This is a genomic window from Streptomyces sp. NPDC048389 (genome assembly GCF_040706335.1).
GTDB lineage: Bacteria > Actinomycetota > Actinomycetes > Streptomycetales > Streptomycetaceae > Streptomyces.
In genome coordinates this window covers 1-13750 of record NZ_JBEZKP010000056.1, presented here as the reverse complement: position 1 = coordinate 13750, position 13750 = coordinate 1, and the positions used below count along the sequence as shown (strand labels likewise).

Annotated in this window: 17 protein-coding genes and 4 pseudogenes; 16 read left to right on the top strand and 5 right to left on the bottom strand. The window is 70.1% G+C overall.

Features of this window, described 5'->3' with window-relative positions:
• Positions 1–23: 23 nt before the first annotated feature.
• From aztB to aztD, 4 genes are read left to right on the top strand one after another with little or no spacing between them, the layout of a single operon-like run.
• Positions 24–911: a zinc ABC transporter permease AztB gene (gene aztB / locus AB0903_RS28370; RefSeq protein ID WP_366707572.1), complete on the top strand. Its 888-nt coding sequence runs from the start codon at positions 24–26 to the stop codon at positions 909–911.
• A complete protein-coding gene (locus AB0903_RS28365; protein ID WP_366707571.1) occupies positions 908–2113 on the top strand; it encodes a hypothetical protein in 1206 nt (401 codons plus the stop codon). Before aztB ends, AB0903_RS28365 begins: the two co-directional genes overlap by 4 nt.
• The gene (gene aztC / locus AB0903_RS28360; protein WP_366707570.1) at positions 2110–3105 is read left to right on the top strand and encodes a zinc ABC transporter substrate-binding protein AztC; all 996 of its coding nucleotides are present in this window, start codon (positions 2110–2112) and stop codon (positions 3103–3105) included. Before AB0903_RS28365 ends, aztC begins: the two co-directional genes overlap by 4 nt.
• Entirely contained in the window at positions 3102–4295 is a 1194-nt protein-coding gene (aztD, locus tag AB0903_RS28355; protein ID WP_366707569.1) for a zinc metallochaperone AztD, read from the top strand. Before aztC ends, aztD begins: the two co-directional genes overlap by 4 nt.
• A 208-nt stretch (positions 4296–4503) precedes the next feature.
• Here the strand turns inward: aztD and rpsN are convergent, their stop codons facing one another.
• The gene (rpsN, locus tag AB0903_RS28350; RefSeq protein ID WP_366707568.1) at positions 4504–4809 is read right to left on the bottom strand and encodes a 30S ribosomal protein S14; all 306 of its coding nucleotides are present in this window, start codon (positions 4807–4809) and stop codon (positions 4504–4506) included.
• Positions 4809–5045 carry a 50S ribosomal protein L28 gene (rpmB, locus tag AB0903_RS28345; protein ID WP_365936277.1) on the bottom strand — a complete coding sequence of 79 codons (237 nt, stop codon included), beginning with the start codon at positions 5043–5045 and terminating at the stop codon, positions 4809–4811. The genes rpsN and rpmB overlap by 1 nt, the downstream gene beginning before the upstream one ends.
• 68 nt (positions 5046–5113) lie before the next feature.
• Between rpmB and rpmG the strand changes: the two genes are divergently transcribed.
• The 12 genes and pseudogenes from rpmG to merB form a co-directional block, all read left to right on the top strand.
• Positions 5114–5278 (top strand): 50S ribosomal protein L33, encoded by a 165-nt coding sequence (gene rpmG / locus AB0903_RS28340; protein WP_366707567.1) that lies wholly within the window; start codon positions 5114–5116, stop codon positions 5276–5278.
• 46 nt (positions 5279–5324) lie between these two features.
• Positions 5325–5570 carry a type B 50S ribosomal protein L31 gene (locus AB0903_RS28335; RefSeq protein WP_366707566.1) on the top strand — a complete coding sequence of 82 codons (246 nt, stop codon included), beginning with the start codon at positions 5325–5327 and terminating at the stop codon, positions 5568–5570.
• Positions 5570–6721: a GTP-binding protein gene (locus AB0903_RS28330; RefSeq protein ID WP_366707565.1), complete on the top strand. Its 1152-nt coding sequence runs from the start codon at positions 5570–5572 to the stop codon at positions 6719–6721. Before AB0903_RS28335 ends, AB0903_RS28330 begins: the two co-directional genes overlap by 1 nt.
• 48 nt (positions 6722–6769) lie before the next feature.
• Entirely contained in the window at positions 6770–7018 is a 249-nt protein-coding gene (gene rpsR / locus AB0903_RS28325; RefSeq protein ID WP_366707564.1) for a 30S ribosomal protein S18, read from the top strand.
• Between the two features lie 91 nt (positions 7019–7109).
• Positions 7110–7280 (top strand): 50S ribosomal protein L32, encoded by a 171-nt coding sequence (rpmF, locus tag AB0903_RS28320; protein ID WP_366707563.1) that lies wholly within the window; start codon positions 7110–7112, stop codon positions 7278–7280.
• 6 nt (positions 7281–7286) lie between these two features.
• The gene (locus tag AB0903_RS28315; protein ID WP_366707562.1) at positions 7287–8471 is read left to right on the top strand and encodes a GTP-binding protein; all 1185 of its coding nucleotides are present in this window, start codon (positions 7287–7289) and stop codon (positions 8469–8471) included.
• Between the two features lie 161 nt (positions 8472–8632).
• Complete coding sequence (locus tag AB0903_RS28310) at positions 8633–9460, top strand: class I SAM-dependent methyltransferase (RefSeq protein WP_366707561.1); 828 nt, start codon at positions 8633–8635, stop codon at positions 9458–9460.
• 115 nt (positions 9461–9575) lie between these two features.
• Positions 9576–9890: pseudogene (locus tag AB0903_RS28305) on the top strand (zinc ABC transporter substrate-binding protein); the annotation flags it as partial.
• Positions 9886–11052, top strand: a pseudogene (merA, locus tag AB0903_RS28300) (mercury(II) reductase); the annotation flags it as partial. The pseudogenes AB0903_RS28305 and merA, both read left to right, overlap by 5 nt.
• Before the next feature lie 26 nt (positions 11053–11078).
• Entirely contained in the window at positions 11079–11519 is a 441-nt protein-coding gene (locus AB0903_RS28295; RefSeq protein WP_366707560.1) for a MerR family transcriptional regulator, read from the top strand.
• A pseudogene (locus AB0903_RS28290) lies at positions 11512–11868 on the top strand (hypothetical protein); the annotation flags it as partial. The gene AB0903_RS28295 and the pseudogene AB0903_RS28290, both read left to right, overlap by 8 nt.
• A gap of 64 nt (positions 11869–11932) precedes the next feature.
• Positions 11933–12070: pseudogene (gene merB / locus AB0903_RS28285) on the top strand (organomercurial lyase); the annotation flags it as partial.
• Between the two features lie 219 nt (positions 12071–12289).
• Here the strand turns inward: merB and AB0903_RS28280 are convergent.
• From AB0903_RS28280 to AB0903_RS28270, 3 genes are all read right to left on the bottom strand, one after another.
• Entirely contained in the window at positions 12290–12709 is a 420-nt protein-coding gene (locus AB0903_RS28280) for a DoxX family protein (RefSeq protein ID WP_366707559.1), read from the bottom strand.
• A 98-nt stretch (positions 12710–12807) separates the two neighbouring features.
• On the bottom strand, positions 12808–12939 hold the full coding sequence (locus AB0903_RS28275; protein WP_366707558.1) for a hypothetical protein: 132 nt from the start codon (positions 12937–12939) through the stop codon (positions 12808–12810).
• 96 nt (positions 12940–13035) lie between these two features.
• Complete coding sequence (locus AB0903_RS28270) at positions 13036–13548, bottom strand: hypothetical protein (RefSeq protein ID WP_366707557.1); 513 nt, start codon at positions 13546–13548, stop codon at positions 13036–13038.
• Between the last annotated feature and the right edge of the window lie 202 nt (positions 13549–13750).

Genomic DNA, 13750 nt, shown 5'->3' with positions numbered 1-13750 from the left:
TTTTCATTATAGGGTCCCGCTTCATGGAATGGTTGGTGGGTCCCTTCGAGGTGACCTTTGTGCAGCGGGCTCTCTGGGGCGGGGTGCTGGTATCGCTGATCTGCGCTCTTGCCGGTACGTGGGTGGTTCTGCGGGGGATGGCCTTCCTCGGTGACGCCATGTCGCACGGGATGTTGCCCGGTATCGCCCTCGCCTCCCTGCTGGGCGGCAATCTGCTGGCCGGAGCGGCGGTGAGCGCGGCCGTCATGGCCGCAGGCGTCACGATGGTCGGCAGATCACCCCGGCTGTCCCACGACACCAGCATCGGGCTGCTGTTCGTCGGGATGCTGTCGCTGGGTGTGATCATCGTCTCCCGCTCCCAGTCCTTCGCGGTGGACTTGACCGGGTTCCTGTTCGGTGATGTGCTCGCCGTACGCCAGGACGACCTCGGACTGCTCGGAGCTGCCCTCGCCGTAGCCCTGTTGGTCTCCGTACTGGGCTATCGGCCTTTCGTCGCCCTGGCGTTCGACGAGCGGAAGGCCCATACGCTCGGCCTGCGACCGAAGATGGCGCACGCCGCCCTGCTGGGCCTGCTGACCCTCGCGATCGTCGCCTCGTTCCACATCGTCGGAACTCTGCTCGTCTTCGGCCTGCTCATCGCACCGCCGGCGACGGTCCTGCCGTGGGCGCGCCGAATCCCCGTGATCATGATCGGCGCGGCGGTCCTCGGCTCAGCCGCGGTGTTCCTCGGGCTGCTGGTGTCCTGGCACGCGGGGACCGCGGCCGGAGCGACCATCTCCGCCATCGCGGTCCTGCAGTTCCTGCTCTCCTGCCTCGCCGCCGGATGCGTCAACAGCCGCCGGCGGCTGTCCCGGCTCGTATTCACCCTCATAGCGCGACCCGAGCCGCGCACGGACAAGGTGCCCTCGTGATCGACCTCAGGAAAACGTCTGCCGCGGCGGTCCTCGCCGCCTGCCTGCTCGCCTCCGGATGCTCCGCCGGAGGGACACCGAAACCGGCCGGGGGAACACCGACGGAGCCGGTCCCGCACGGTTACGTCGAAGGCGCGCAGGAGGCAGCCGAGCAGCAGTCCCGCCTGATCATGACCGACGCGGACACCGGCACGGTGCGCGTGCTGGACCTGATCACCGAGGACGTCACACCCCTTCAGCCGGTCGGGCCCGTCAAGGGGATCACCGCCGACGGCCGCTTCGCCTACCTGACCACCGGCACCGGAAGCGAGATCGTCGACGGCGGTGCGTGGACGGTGGATCACGGCGACCATGTGCACTACTACCGTGCGCGGATCCGCCCGGCGGGCGAGATCGGCGGGCCCGGACCGGTCCGCGTCCACTCCGGCCCCGGGCTCACCGCTCTGTCCTTCGGCGACGGCTCGGTCCGTCTGCTGGACCGCAAGGCGCTCGAGGAGGCACGCCCCGGCGCAGGACGCTCGCTGCCTGCCGCCACCGCCCCCGCGATTCCCTACAAGGAACGTCTGGTCCTGCCCGGCGCCGGCGCCGCCCGCGACCGCGTCGAGATCCGTGACCGCAAGGGTGGCCCGGTGGCCACGTTGCGCGAGTCCTGCTCCGAACCGAGTGGTACGGCGCTCACCCGCCGCGGCGTGGTGCTCGGCTGCGCCGACGGCGCCCTGCTGGTCAGTGAGAACGGCGGCACGTTCAGCGCGGAGAAGATCCCCTACGGCAAGGCCGTGGCGCCCGCCGAGCGGGCTGCCGAGTTCCGCCACCGGGCCGGGAGCACCACCCTCACAGCGGAGGCCGGCCCGGATGCCGCCTGGGTCCTCGACGTGACCGAGCGGACCTGGAAGCGGATCGAGACCGGCCCGGTCGCCGCCGTGAACACGGCAGGGGAAGGAACTCCGCTGCTCGTCCTCGGCACCGACGGAAGCCTGAGCGCCTACGACCTCGCCACGGGCAAACGGACGGCCCGCACTCCGCTGCTGCCCCCGATCTCCGACGGTCCGGCGCCGGTCATCGAGGTGGACACCGGCCGCGCCTACGTCAATGACCCGGCCGGACGGAAGGTGCACGAGATCGACTTCAACGACCGGCTGCGCCGGGCCCGCACCTTCTCCCTCGATTTCACCCCGACGTACATGGTGGAGACCGGGCGATGACACACCACAGTGAAGCCCGGCGGCCCGCCACCACCGTCGCCGGCGTCCTCGCCCTGGTCGGCGCGGTGCTCTTCGGTCTCACGGCCTGCACCACGCCCGAAGCGGAGCGCCCCGGCGTGGTGGTCACCACCGACATCCTCGGCGACATCACCCGGGAGATCGCCGGAGACCAGGCCGACGTCACCGTCCTGATGAAGCCCGGCGCCGACCCCCACTCCTTCGGTATCTCCGCTCCGCAGGCAGCGGAGATCGAGCAGGCCGACCTGATCGTGTACAACGGGCTCGGGCTGGAGGAGAACGTCCTGCGCCACGTGGAGGCCGCGCGGGAGGCGGGCGTTGCCGCGCTCGCCGTCGGTGACGGCGTCGATCCCCTCACCTACACCTCTGACGACATGGCCGGCCGGCCCGACCCGCACTTCTGGACCGACCCCACACGCGTGCGCACCGCGGCCCGACTCATCGCCGACCGGCTGGTCGAGCACGTCGACGGTGTCGACGCCTCCGCCGTCCGCGCCAACGCCGCCCGGTACGACGCCCGACTCGACGACCTCTCCACCTGGATGAGCGACCGTTTCGCCGCGATCCCGAGGAACAAACGCAACCTGGTCACCGACCACCACGTCTTCGGCTACCTCGCGCAGCGCTTCGGCTTCCGCGTCGTCGGAGCCGTCATCCCCAGCGGGACCACTCTCGCCTCACCCAGCGCTTCAGACCTCAAGTCCCTGGCCACGGCGATCGAGAGGGCGGGGGTGACGGCGATCTTCGCCGACTCCTCACAGCCCGACCGGCTCGCCCAGGCCCTCAAGCGCGAAAGCAAGGTCGACGTGCGCGTCCTGCCCCTGTTCACCGAATCCCTGACGGAACAGGGCAAGGGCGCAGCCACCTACCTGGAAATGATGCGCGCCAACACCACGGCCATAGCCGACGGCCTCGGCGCGCCCGCCCCCACCCCCGCCCGCCCCACGGCAGGTACCGAAAGGAAAACCCCATGACCATCACGGCACGCCCCCGCGCCGCGGCAGGTATCACCCTTCTGATCGCCACCTCCCTCGCCCTGACCGCCTGCGGCACCGACAACGTCGACCGGCCGGCGGCCGGGAAGGACGGAAGCAAGCCCGGCTCCTCGGCGCAGCCGGTCGCCAACCCGGTCGTCACCACCTACGACGGCGGCCTCTACGTCCTCGACGGCGAGACCCTCGAGGTCGCCGGGGACATACCTCTCGCCGGGTTCAACCGCGTCAATCCCGTCGGCGACGAGCGCCACGTCATGGTCTCCACCTCCGAGGGCTTCCGCGTCCTGGACGCCGTCGGCCGGCAGCTCACCGACATCGAGTTCAAGGGCCCCAAGCCCGGTCACGTCGTACGGCACGCGGACAAGACCGTGCTGTTCACCGACGGCACCGGACAGGTCACCATCTTCGACCCGCACGACCTCGCCAAGGGCAAGCCCGCCACCACGACGTACACCTCGGCAGCCCCTCACCACGGTGTCGCCGTCGAGCTGAAGAACGGCCGACTGGTCAGCACGCTGGGCACCGAGGAGAAGCGCACCGGCATCGTCGTCCTCGACAAGGACCGCAAGGAGGTCGCCCGCAACGAGGAATGCCCCGGCGTCCACGGAGAGGCCACCGCGAAGCGCGAAGTGGTCGTCGTCGGCTGCGAGGACGGAGTCCTGATCTACAAGGACGGTGCCATCAGCAAGGTGAAGAGCCCCACCGCCTACGGCCGGATCGGCAATCAGGCCGGCTCCGACGAGTCCCCGATCGTCCTCGGTGACTTCAAGAAGGACAAGGACGCCGAACTCGAGCGTCCCCGGCAGGTCTCGCTGATCAACACCACGACCGGAAAGCTGAAGCTCGTCGACCTCGGCACCAGCTACACCTTCCGCTCCCTGGCCCGGGGCCCGCACGGCGAAGGGCTCGTCCTGGGTACCGACGGCAAGATCCACGTGATCGACCCCGAGGCCGGCAAGGTCACCAGGACGATCCCGGTCACCGGCGCCTGGCAGGAGCCCTTGGAGTGGCAGCAGCCGCGCCCCGCCCTCTTCGTCCGCGACCACACCGCCTACGTCACCGACCCCGCGACCAAGAAGATCCACGCCGTCGACATCGAGTCGGGCAAGGAACTCGCCTCCGCCACCCTGCCCAAGGCGCCCAACGAGATCAGCGGCGTCAAGCACTGACCCGACCCGGCAGACCCTGACCGGCCGCGGCGGCGGCCGGTCCCGTGCGTCGGCTTCGGTCCCGTGCGTCGGCTTCGGTCCCGTACGAGGGCTTCGGCCCCGCGCCCTGGCGCGGGGCCGAAGCCGCGGTCGGCGAGACAGCCCGAGGAGCCTGCCGACGTGAGCGGCGGCAGGGTACGGCTGCGGCCTTGGTGTCAGCGCAGTCCGGTCACCAGGAGGACTTGGTCACCCCGGGCAGGAAGCCGGCGTGCGCCTGCTGCCGGGTGCGGACCCGGGAGAGACCGAACTTGCGCAGGTAGCCACGGGGGCGGCCGTCCACGCTGTCGCGGTTGCGCACTCGGGTGGCGCTTGCGTCGCGGGGCTGCCGACGCAACTCCGCCAGCGCGGCCCGGCGTTCGTCCTGGCTCGACGAGGGCCGGCGGATGATCTCCTTGAGTTCGGCCCGTCGGGCGGCGTACCTCTCGACGATCTCCTTGCGCTTGTCGTTCCGTGCGATCTTGCTCTTCTTCGCCATCAGACCTTCCCTCCGCGTGCCCGGATGCGTGCCACGGCCGCCTCGATGCCGATCGCGTCCACCGTCTTGATCGCCTTGGTGCTCAAGGTCAGACGGACGTTGCGCCCCTCGCTCGGCAGCCAGTAGCGCTTGCGCTGGATGTTCGGGTCGAAGCGGCGCGAGGTGCGCCGGTGGGAATGGGAGATCGTGTTGCCGAAGCCCGGCTTCGCGCCGGTCAGTTGGCAGTGGGCGGACATGGTGTTACCTGCCTCTCTTTGCATCCACTACGTGTTGGTAATGGGAATCGTTTCCATATACTAGCCTCATGGCACGCAACGAACTCCGCCCGGTCATCAAGCTGCGCTCCACCGCGGGCACCGGCTTCACCTACGTCACCCGCAAGAACCGGCGCAACAACCCCGACCGGATGGTGCTGCGCAAATACGACCCCGTCGCCCGGCGCCACGTCGATTTCCGCGAAGAGCGCTGACGCCCTCCTCCACTCAACGCCCTGACCCGAAAGGCCCGCCTCACCCATGAAGCCCGGCATCCACCCCGCCTACGGCCCTGTCGTCTTCCGTGACACCGCCTCGAACCACGCCTTTCTCACCCGGTCCACGATGACCAGCGACAAGACGATCGAGTGGGAGGACGGCAACACCTACCCGGTCGTCGACGTCGAGATCTCCTCGGTGAGCCACCCCTTCTACACGGGCACCGCTCGCGTCCTGGACACCGCCGGCCGCGTCGAACGTTTCGAACGTCGCTATGGAGCCCGGTGATGGAGCAGGACTCCCGAATGCCCGTCGTGCTCGTCGCCGGACTCCACGCCGACGCCCGCAAGGACGTCGTCGACCGGCTTCTGCGGGCGGTTCCCGACAGTGTCGCTCTGCACCACGACCTGACCGGTGCGGGCAGTGGGACCGTACGCCGCCTGATCCGCGACGCCTCCGGCGACCTCGCCGAGGGGGAGGTGTCGCTGATCAACGACTGCGCCTGCTGCGCGCTGCGCGAGGACCTCGTCCCCGAGTTGCGGCGGATGGCCGGCAGCGGTCTGACCCGGCTCGCCGTCGTCGAACTGTGGGACTCGGTCGAGCCGAGGGCGATGGCAGAGGTGATCGCGGCGCACCAAGGCGGTGAGCTGGTCCTCACGAACGTGATCACCGCTGTGGATCCCGCGCTCGTGCTGCCCTACCTGGCCAACGGCGACGACCTGGCCGAAGCGGGTCTCGAGGCCGCTCGGGCCGACCAGCGCACCGTCGGCGACACCTGGGCCCGGCAACTTGAGTACGCGCCGGTCCTCGCCCTGGTCGACAACGAGGAAGCGGACAGCGAGGACCGCGCGCTCCTCGCGCAACTGCATCCGACCGCCCGCCAGGTGGCGGCGGACTCCGGCGAACTCGCCGAGGCCGCCTTCGCCGGTTTCGACGTCGAGACGGCAGCGGCCGCCCAGCATCCGGCATGCGCACTCCTGCCTCAAGAAGCAGACGAGGACGGGGTGACCACGCTCGTCTGGCGCCGCCGCCGACCCTTCCATCCCGAGCGTCTTTATGAAGCGCTGGAGGACCTGTGCTGCGCCGCCGCGCGCAGCCGCGGCCGGTTCTGGCTCGCCGACCGCCCCGACACCCTCCTCGCCTGGGACGCCGCGGGCGGCGCGCTGTGCGTGGAGAACGCCGGTCCATGGCTGGCCTCTCTGCCCGACGCGGCCTGGGAGATGTTCCCGCCCATGCGGCAGGCCGCCGCATCGCTGGACTGGCACCCCGAACACGGCGACTGCTGCCAGCACCTCGTCTTCACCTCTCCGGGGCTGGACCGGGAAGGGCTTGAGCGGCTCCTCGAGTCCTGCCTGCTGACCGATGCCGAGTACGCCGCCGGACGGGACGCGTGGAAACACCTTCCCGCCGCCTTCGACACCCTCCTCGACCCTGCCTGAGCCATCCCAACACTCCCAGCACTCCCAGCATCTGAAGGAGCGACACCCATGGCCCGCCGCCAGGAAACCCACAAGTCGGTCAAGTCCCGCCCCAACCCGCTTGACGCGGCCAAGATCACCTACATCGACTACAAGGACACCGACCTGCTGCGCAAGTTCATCTCCGACCGCGGCAAGATCCGCAGCCGCCGCGTCACCCGCGTCACCGCCCAGCAGCAGCGCCGGCTCGCCGCCGCCATCAAGAACGCCCGGGAGATGGCCCTGCTGCCCTACGCGGGCAACCCCAGCGGCCGCTGACTCCCGCCGTGAGGCGGTGACGACAGAGGCAGTTGGGAATGGGATCCATTTTCATGTAACGTGACAGGCGTCAAGACCCGAGGAGATCCACATGGCTGTTCCCAAGCGGAAGATGTCCCGCAGCAACACTCGTCACCGTCGCGCCCAGTGGAAGGCCAGCACGCCCCAACTCGTACCGGTCACGGTGGACGGCGTCAGCTACCTGGTGCCTCAGCGGCTGGCCAAGGCGTACGAGCGCGGCCTGCTGCATCCCGAGAGCTGAGCGCACGTGAGCAACCACCGCCTGCCCGTCACCGTGCTGTCCGGATTCCTCGGCGCGGGCAAGACCACCCTGCTGAACCATGTCCTGGCAAACCGTGACGGGCTTCGTGTCGCCGTGATCGTCAACGACATGAGCGAGATCAATATCGACGCAGCCCTCGTCCGCGGCGGTGAGGCGGCCCTCTCGCGCACCGAGGAACGCCTGGTCGAGATGACCAACGGCTGCATCTGCTGCACTCTGCGCGACGACCTGCTGGAAGAGGTCGACCGCCTGGCGCGCGAGGACCGCTTCGACTACCTGCTCATCGAGTCCAGCGGCATCTCCGAACCGATGCCGGTCGCGGCCACCTTCTCCTTCGCGCGGGACGACGGTGCCACGCTGGGCGAACTCGCCCGGCTCGACACCATGGTCACCGTCGTCGACGCGGCCAACTTCCTGCCGGAGCTGGCCGGCGGGGACGGTCTGGCCGAGCGCGGGCTGGACCAGTACGAGGACGACGAGCGCACCGTCAGCGATCTGCTGATGGACCAGATCGAGTTCGCCGACGTCATCGTCCTCAACAAGCTCGACCTCGTCCCCGCCGAGGACGCCGACCGGCTCAAGGCCGCGCTGACGCGGCTCAACCCCGTCGCCCGTATCGTCCCCGCGATCCATGGCGTGGTGGAGCCGCGTGACGTACTCGGTACGGCGCTCTTCGACGTCGAGCGTGCTCAGCAGGCGCCGGGCTGGGTCATGGAACTCAACGGTGACCATGTTCCGGAGACCGAGGAGTACGGCATCTCGTCCACCGTGTTCCGTGCCGACCGGCCCTTTCACCAGGGCCGGTTGTGGGACCTGGTGACCGAGCAACTCGACAGCGGTCGGTTCGGGCAGGTTCTCCGTTCCAAGGGGTTCTTCTGGCTGGCCAGCCGGCCGCGGGTGACGGGACTGTGGTCGCAGGCGGGCGCGGTCGCGCGCTTCGAGCCTTCCGGGGCCCGCGATGCCGGCACCTCCCAGGGCCAGGAGCTGGTCTTCATCGGCACCGGGCTGCGGATCCGGGAGCTGCAAGCCGCCCTGACCGACTGCCTGCTGGCCGACGGCGAACCGGTGCCGGACGACGACGCCTTCCCGGAATGGGAGACGTACGGCATCGACGACGCGTGTGAGCACGAACAACCCGTACCGGTGACCGTCGGGATCGCTCGCATCTGATACTCCGGGCCGGGTGGTGGTCGCAGCCACGGCACCGCCCGGCCCGGCACCGGCACCGCACGTCCCGGGATCCGTATCCGCGGAGGCCGGAGGCCGTGGCTCCGCCGGTCGAGTGCGCGGCCCCTGGTACGCGCGTACACGCCCATCCGAGGGAGGCTGAGATGACCGACAGGCGGGCGCACTTGGGCGCCGTCCAGGAAACACTGCTGATTCCGCTGTACGGGCGGGCGGTGGAGACCCGCAAGGACCAAGCCGTCCTGCGGGACGCGAAGGCAGAGGAGATGGTCGCCTCCATCGACTACGACTTCGCACGCTTCGACAACCTGCCGAGCCTCATCGGCACGGTGTTGCGTACCGCGCTGTTCGACGACTGGGTCCGTGCCTTCCTCTCGGACAATCCGTACGGCACGGTCGTGGAGATCGGTACGGGCCTCAACACCCGCTTCGAGCGCGCCGACAACGGGCGGGCACGCTGGTTCGACCTCGACCTGCCCGATGTCATCGAGCTGCGCCGGAAGTTCTTCAGGGACACCTCACGCCGGACGATGATCTCAGGGTCTGTGGCGGACGTGTCGTGGACCGGCACGGTGACCGCACACGGGGACGGCCCCTACTTCTTCAGCGCCGAGGCCGTCCTGCCCTTCCTCGACGCATCGGACGTCCGGCAGGTCATCGCCCGGATCGCCGAGCGCTTTCCCGGGTCCCTCCTCGCGCTGGACACCGCCGGACCGGAGATCATCGATTCCCAGGACCGGCACGACGCACTGGGCAAGGTCCAGGCCCGTATGCGGTGGGCGTGCGGCGATCCGGCCGAGATCGTCGGATGGGTGCCGGGTGGACGCCTGCTGGCCACGCACACGCTCACCGGCTTGCCCCGGGCCATGTTCGACCGGTTGCCCGCCGAATACCAGGGGATGCTGACGGTCCTCGCGGAGCAGCGCATGCCCCAGGTCGAGCAGTACAGGCTCAACCTCGTCCGGTTGCCGTAGAGCCGCCGCCCGCCGGAGCCCCCGGCCATGCCGTGCGCTCCAATGGCCGCTCCCAGGTGTCGCGCGACAATTGGTCTGATAACCGTTCCCGTTTCTACGGGCGGGAGGACCGCTGATGGGTGTGCTGAGGAGGCACGTCCCCGTGCTTCTCACCGGTGCCGTGCTCGTGCCGCTCTGCGGCTGCGGCGTTTCGGCGACACCCGCTGCGGCCCCCGAAGCCCCCACCCCGTCCGCCGTCCCGGTGGTCGCCTCGACCAACGTGTACGGCGACGTCGTGGAGCGCATCGGAGGAGACAGGGTGAGAGTCGTCGCGCTCATCACCGATCCGGCGCAGGACCCGCACTCGTACGAGGCGGGGACGCGCAACCAGCTGGAGCTGTCGCGGGCGGAGGTCGTCGTGGAGAACGGCGGCGGATACGACGACTTCGTCGGAGGACGCGCTGGTCGCCCGACTGCGGGCGGAGAAGCACGCCGACCTGGCGGCCGAGTACGGCTTCGAGATCGTCCACGGCACCGCCGCGTTCGTCGAGGGCCCCGCGCTTGAGGTGGCCCTGAGCGGCAATGGTACGAGGCGGATCGAGGCCGCGCACTATCTGATCGCCACCGGCTCCGCCCCGTGGGCGCCGCCAGTCGACGGGCTGGAGGAGTCCGGATATCTGACCCCGACTACCGCGATGGAGCTGGACAGCCTGCCGGAGTCGATGGTCGTGGTGGGTGGCAACGCGGTCGGCTGGAGCAGGCCCAGCTCTTCGCTCGCCTCGGCACCGATGTCACCGTCATCGAGGCCCTGGAGCGAATCGCCCCGTTCGAGGAGCCCGAGATCTCCGCCGCTCTCGAACGGGTCTTCACGGACGAGGGCGTCACCGTGCACCCGTCCGCCGCGCTCGCGTCCGTGCGCCGTGACGAGGCCGGCTACACCCTCACCGCGACCATCGAAGATGGGCGGGAGCTCTCTCTGCGGGCCGAGCAGTTGCTGATCGCCACAGGTCGCCGCCCGGTCACCATCGGGCTGAACCTGCACGCGGTCGGGGTGAAGACCGGGCCGCGTGGCGAGATCGTCGTGGACGAGTTCATGCGTACCACCGTCGAGCGGATCTGGGCCGCCGGGGATGTCGCCGGGCACACCCGCAGTTCGTCAACGTCGCCGCGGCGCACGGCACCCTGGTCGCCGACAACGCCTTCGCCGCGCGGATGCGGACCCTGGACTGCACCGCGCTCCCGAGGGTCACCTTCACCAGCCCGGCCATCGCCTCCGTCGGGATGCGCGACGCCCAGGCTGCCGAGGCCGGCATCCCGTGCGACCGCGGCACCCTGGATCTGGCGTACGTCCTCCGGGCCCTGGCCAACCGCGACACCCGGGGCCTGGTCAAGCTCGTCGCCGAAACGCGCACCGGCCGCCTGCTGGGCGCCCACGTGCTCGCCGACGGCGCCGGCGACCTCATCACCGCCGCCACCTACGCCATCACCGCAGGCATGACAGTCGACCAACTCGCCCACACTGGGCCCCGTACCTGACCATGGCCGAAGGGCTGAACCTCGCCGCCCAGACCTTCACTTCGGACGTCGCCAAGCTGTCCTGCTGCGCCGGCTGAGAGACGAGGGAGACAGGAGGCTGATCATGAGCGTGCAGCAGGTGCGGCCGATGACTGTCGGCGAGCTCTCCCGGCCCACCGGTGTCCCGGTGAAGGCACTGCGGGAGTACACCGACTTCGGACTGATCTACACCCTGGGCCGCGGCCCGGCGGGCTACCGGCTGTTCACCGCGGACGCACTGTGGTGCGTGCGGTGGATCGGTGAGCTGCGCGGCCTCGGCCCGACCATCGCGGAGATCCGCGAACTGACCACCGCCTACGTGGAGCACACCGGCCGGCCGTTCGGCCCGGCGCTCGCGGAGCGGCTGGAGGCGGCACGCGAGCGACTGAGGACCCATGTCGCCGCGGCTGAGCAGACCCTCGTCAGGATCGACGCGTTCGAGCAGGCACACCGCGCCGACCTCGCGGACAACAGCACGAGCGAGGGCCGCTGGGCGGACGACCCGCGGTGCGGTCTGAGTGCTTGACCCTCACCCCGGGGGCAGGCTCTACGGTCCAGACATCAGCCCATACCCCGGAGAGAAGGAATCCGCTGTGGACACCGATACGAGGCAGTTCGCCAGCCGCTTCGTCGACGCGGTCGCCAGCGCGCCCGGCGTCACGTTCTCGCTGCTGCGCCCCCTGCAGACGCTGCTCGTCTCCGGCGAGCCGGTCACGATCGCCGCTCTCGCCGCCCGGGCCGGACGTACCGAGGAGGAGATCCGCACCGCTCTGGCCGCGATGCCGGACACTGAGTACGACACCGAGGGCCGGATCATCGGCTTCGGTCTCACCTTCACCCCCACGCCGCACCGCTACGAGACGCACGGCCGCACCTTCTACACCTGGTGCGCGCTGGACACCCTGTGTCTTTCCCGCGATCCTCGGCCAGAGCGCCAAGGTGACCTCGCCCTGCCGTGCCACCGGGGAGCCGGTCCGCCTGACCGCCACAGCGGACGGTCCGACCGGTGTCGAGCCCGCCACCGCGGTGGTCTCCCTGGTCACCCCCGAGGCATCGGCCTCGATCCGCTCGTCCTTCTGCAACCAGAGCCACTTCTTCACCAGCACCGACGCCGCGAAAGACTGGCCGAGAGCACCTGGACGCCCGGGTCCTGCCCGTCGCCGACGCCTACGAGACCGGACGCCCCCTGATCGAGCACGTGCTCTCCGGCACTCCCTCAGCCGACTGCTGCTGGCCCTCTCGCCGCCGCCGCGGCCGCAGGGCGCCGGGCCCGGCGGTGAACGCCGGCCAGTCGGTTCACTCAAGGTCGAACAGAGGCCCGGTCACGGTCAGGCCGAGGTCGCCGCCCGCGTGGGCGATGAAGCCGAGCAGCATGAGGGCGGCACCCGCGAGCGCCATGTCCTTCTGGAATTGGACCATCTCCACCTGCCGCGCCTGCGGGTCGGTCTCCTTCCAGAAGCCGTGCATCAGCACGGCGGTCGGCACGAGAAAGACGGCCAGCAGCAGCGCCCCGAGGTCCGCCCAGAGCCCCAGCAGCACGCTCACCCCACCCGCGAGCAACAGCACAGCGCTGCCGAGCACGGCGGGAACGGGGGCCGGCACGCCCCGGGACGAGGCGTAGGCGGCCATGGCCTTGGTCTGGGTCAGGTGGGCGAATGCGCTGCCGAGGAAGAGCGCCGAGAAGAGGATGCGTCCGATCAGCACGAGGACGTCCATAGCGGCCTCCGGCACGAGTGTGATTGAGGGGTCCAACCACCTGCTTCCAGGCTATCTCCGCCAGTACGACACAGGGTCCACCGGGGAGCCGGTCCGCCTCACCGTCGTTCCCGACGGGCCATCGACGCGATGCCCGCTAGCGCGGCGGTCTCGCCGGTCACCCTGACACGCCCGTCCTCGGTCCGCTCGTCCTCGGTCCGCTCGTCCTCGGTCCGCTCGTCCTGCTGCAAGCAGATCCGCCTTTGCCAGCCACGAGGCCGCGAAGGGCTGGCTCGCCGGACAGCCCGGCGCCTGGGCCCTGCCGGTCCCGTGCGCCGCTGGCACTGTCAGGCCGGGTGTCGCTGCCCGTCCGGTGCGTCCGTACGGTCTTCGCGGTGCCGGCGGCGGCGCAGCACCACGGCAAGCAGCAGCGTGACCAAGGCCACGGAGATCACGGGGATCCCGATGCTGCCCAGAAGGCTGGCGATGGCCTGCTGCACGGTGCCTGCGGCCTCGATGGCGGGGTCGCTGGTCTTCGGGTCGCGCAGGACGCGGATCTCGTACCAGCCGTAGTACGCGACGTACGCGCCGACCAGGAGGAGCAGGCCGCCGCCGAGCCGGGAGGCGACGGAGCCGAGGCGGCGCAGCCGGCCCATGCGGGCGGTGCGGGTGAGGGCGACGGACAGTGCGGCGGTACCGACGATCAGTCCCATTCCGGCCGCGTACGTCGTGAACAGGGCCGCGCCGTCGAGGGCGGAGCCGCTGCGGAAGGCGGACACGACGATGGCGAGGAAGGGGGCGATGGTGCAGCCGAGGGAGGCGATGGCATAGGCGGCGCCGAACAGGGCCATCGACGGCATGGAGCGGGTGACGGTGGGCGCGCGGCGGAGTTTGGGCAGCAGCGCGGGCAGGTTCCGGCCGGCCAGCAGCCAGCCGCCGATCAGCGCCAGCAGAAGCCCGAAGGCAATGAGCGGTGTGCATCGTGAAGTTGCAGGTCACGGGTCTGGTGTGCGGGCGTCCTTCCGTGCTCGCGCTGGTCGGCGGGCGGTGTCCACGATGAAG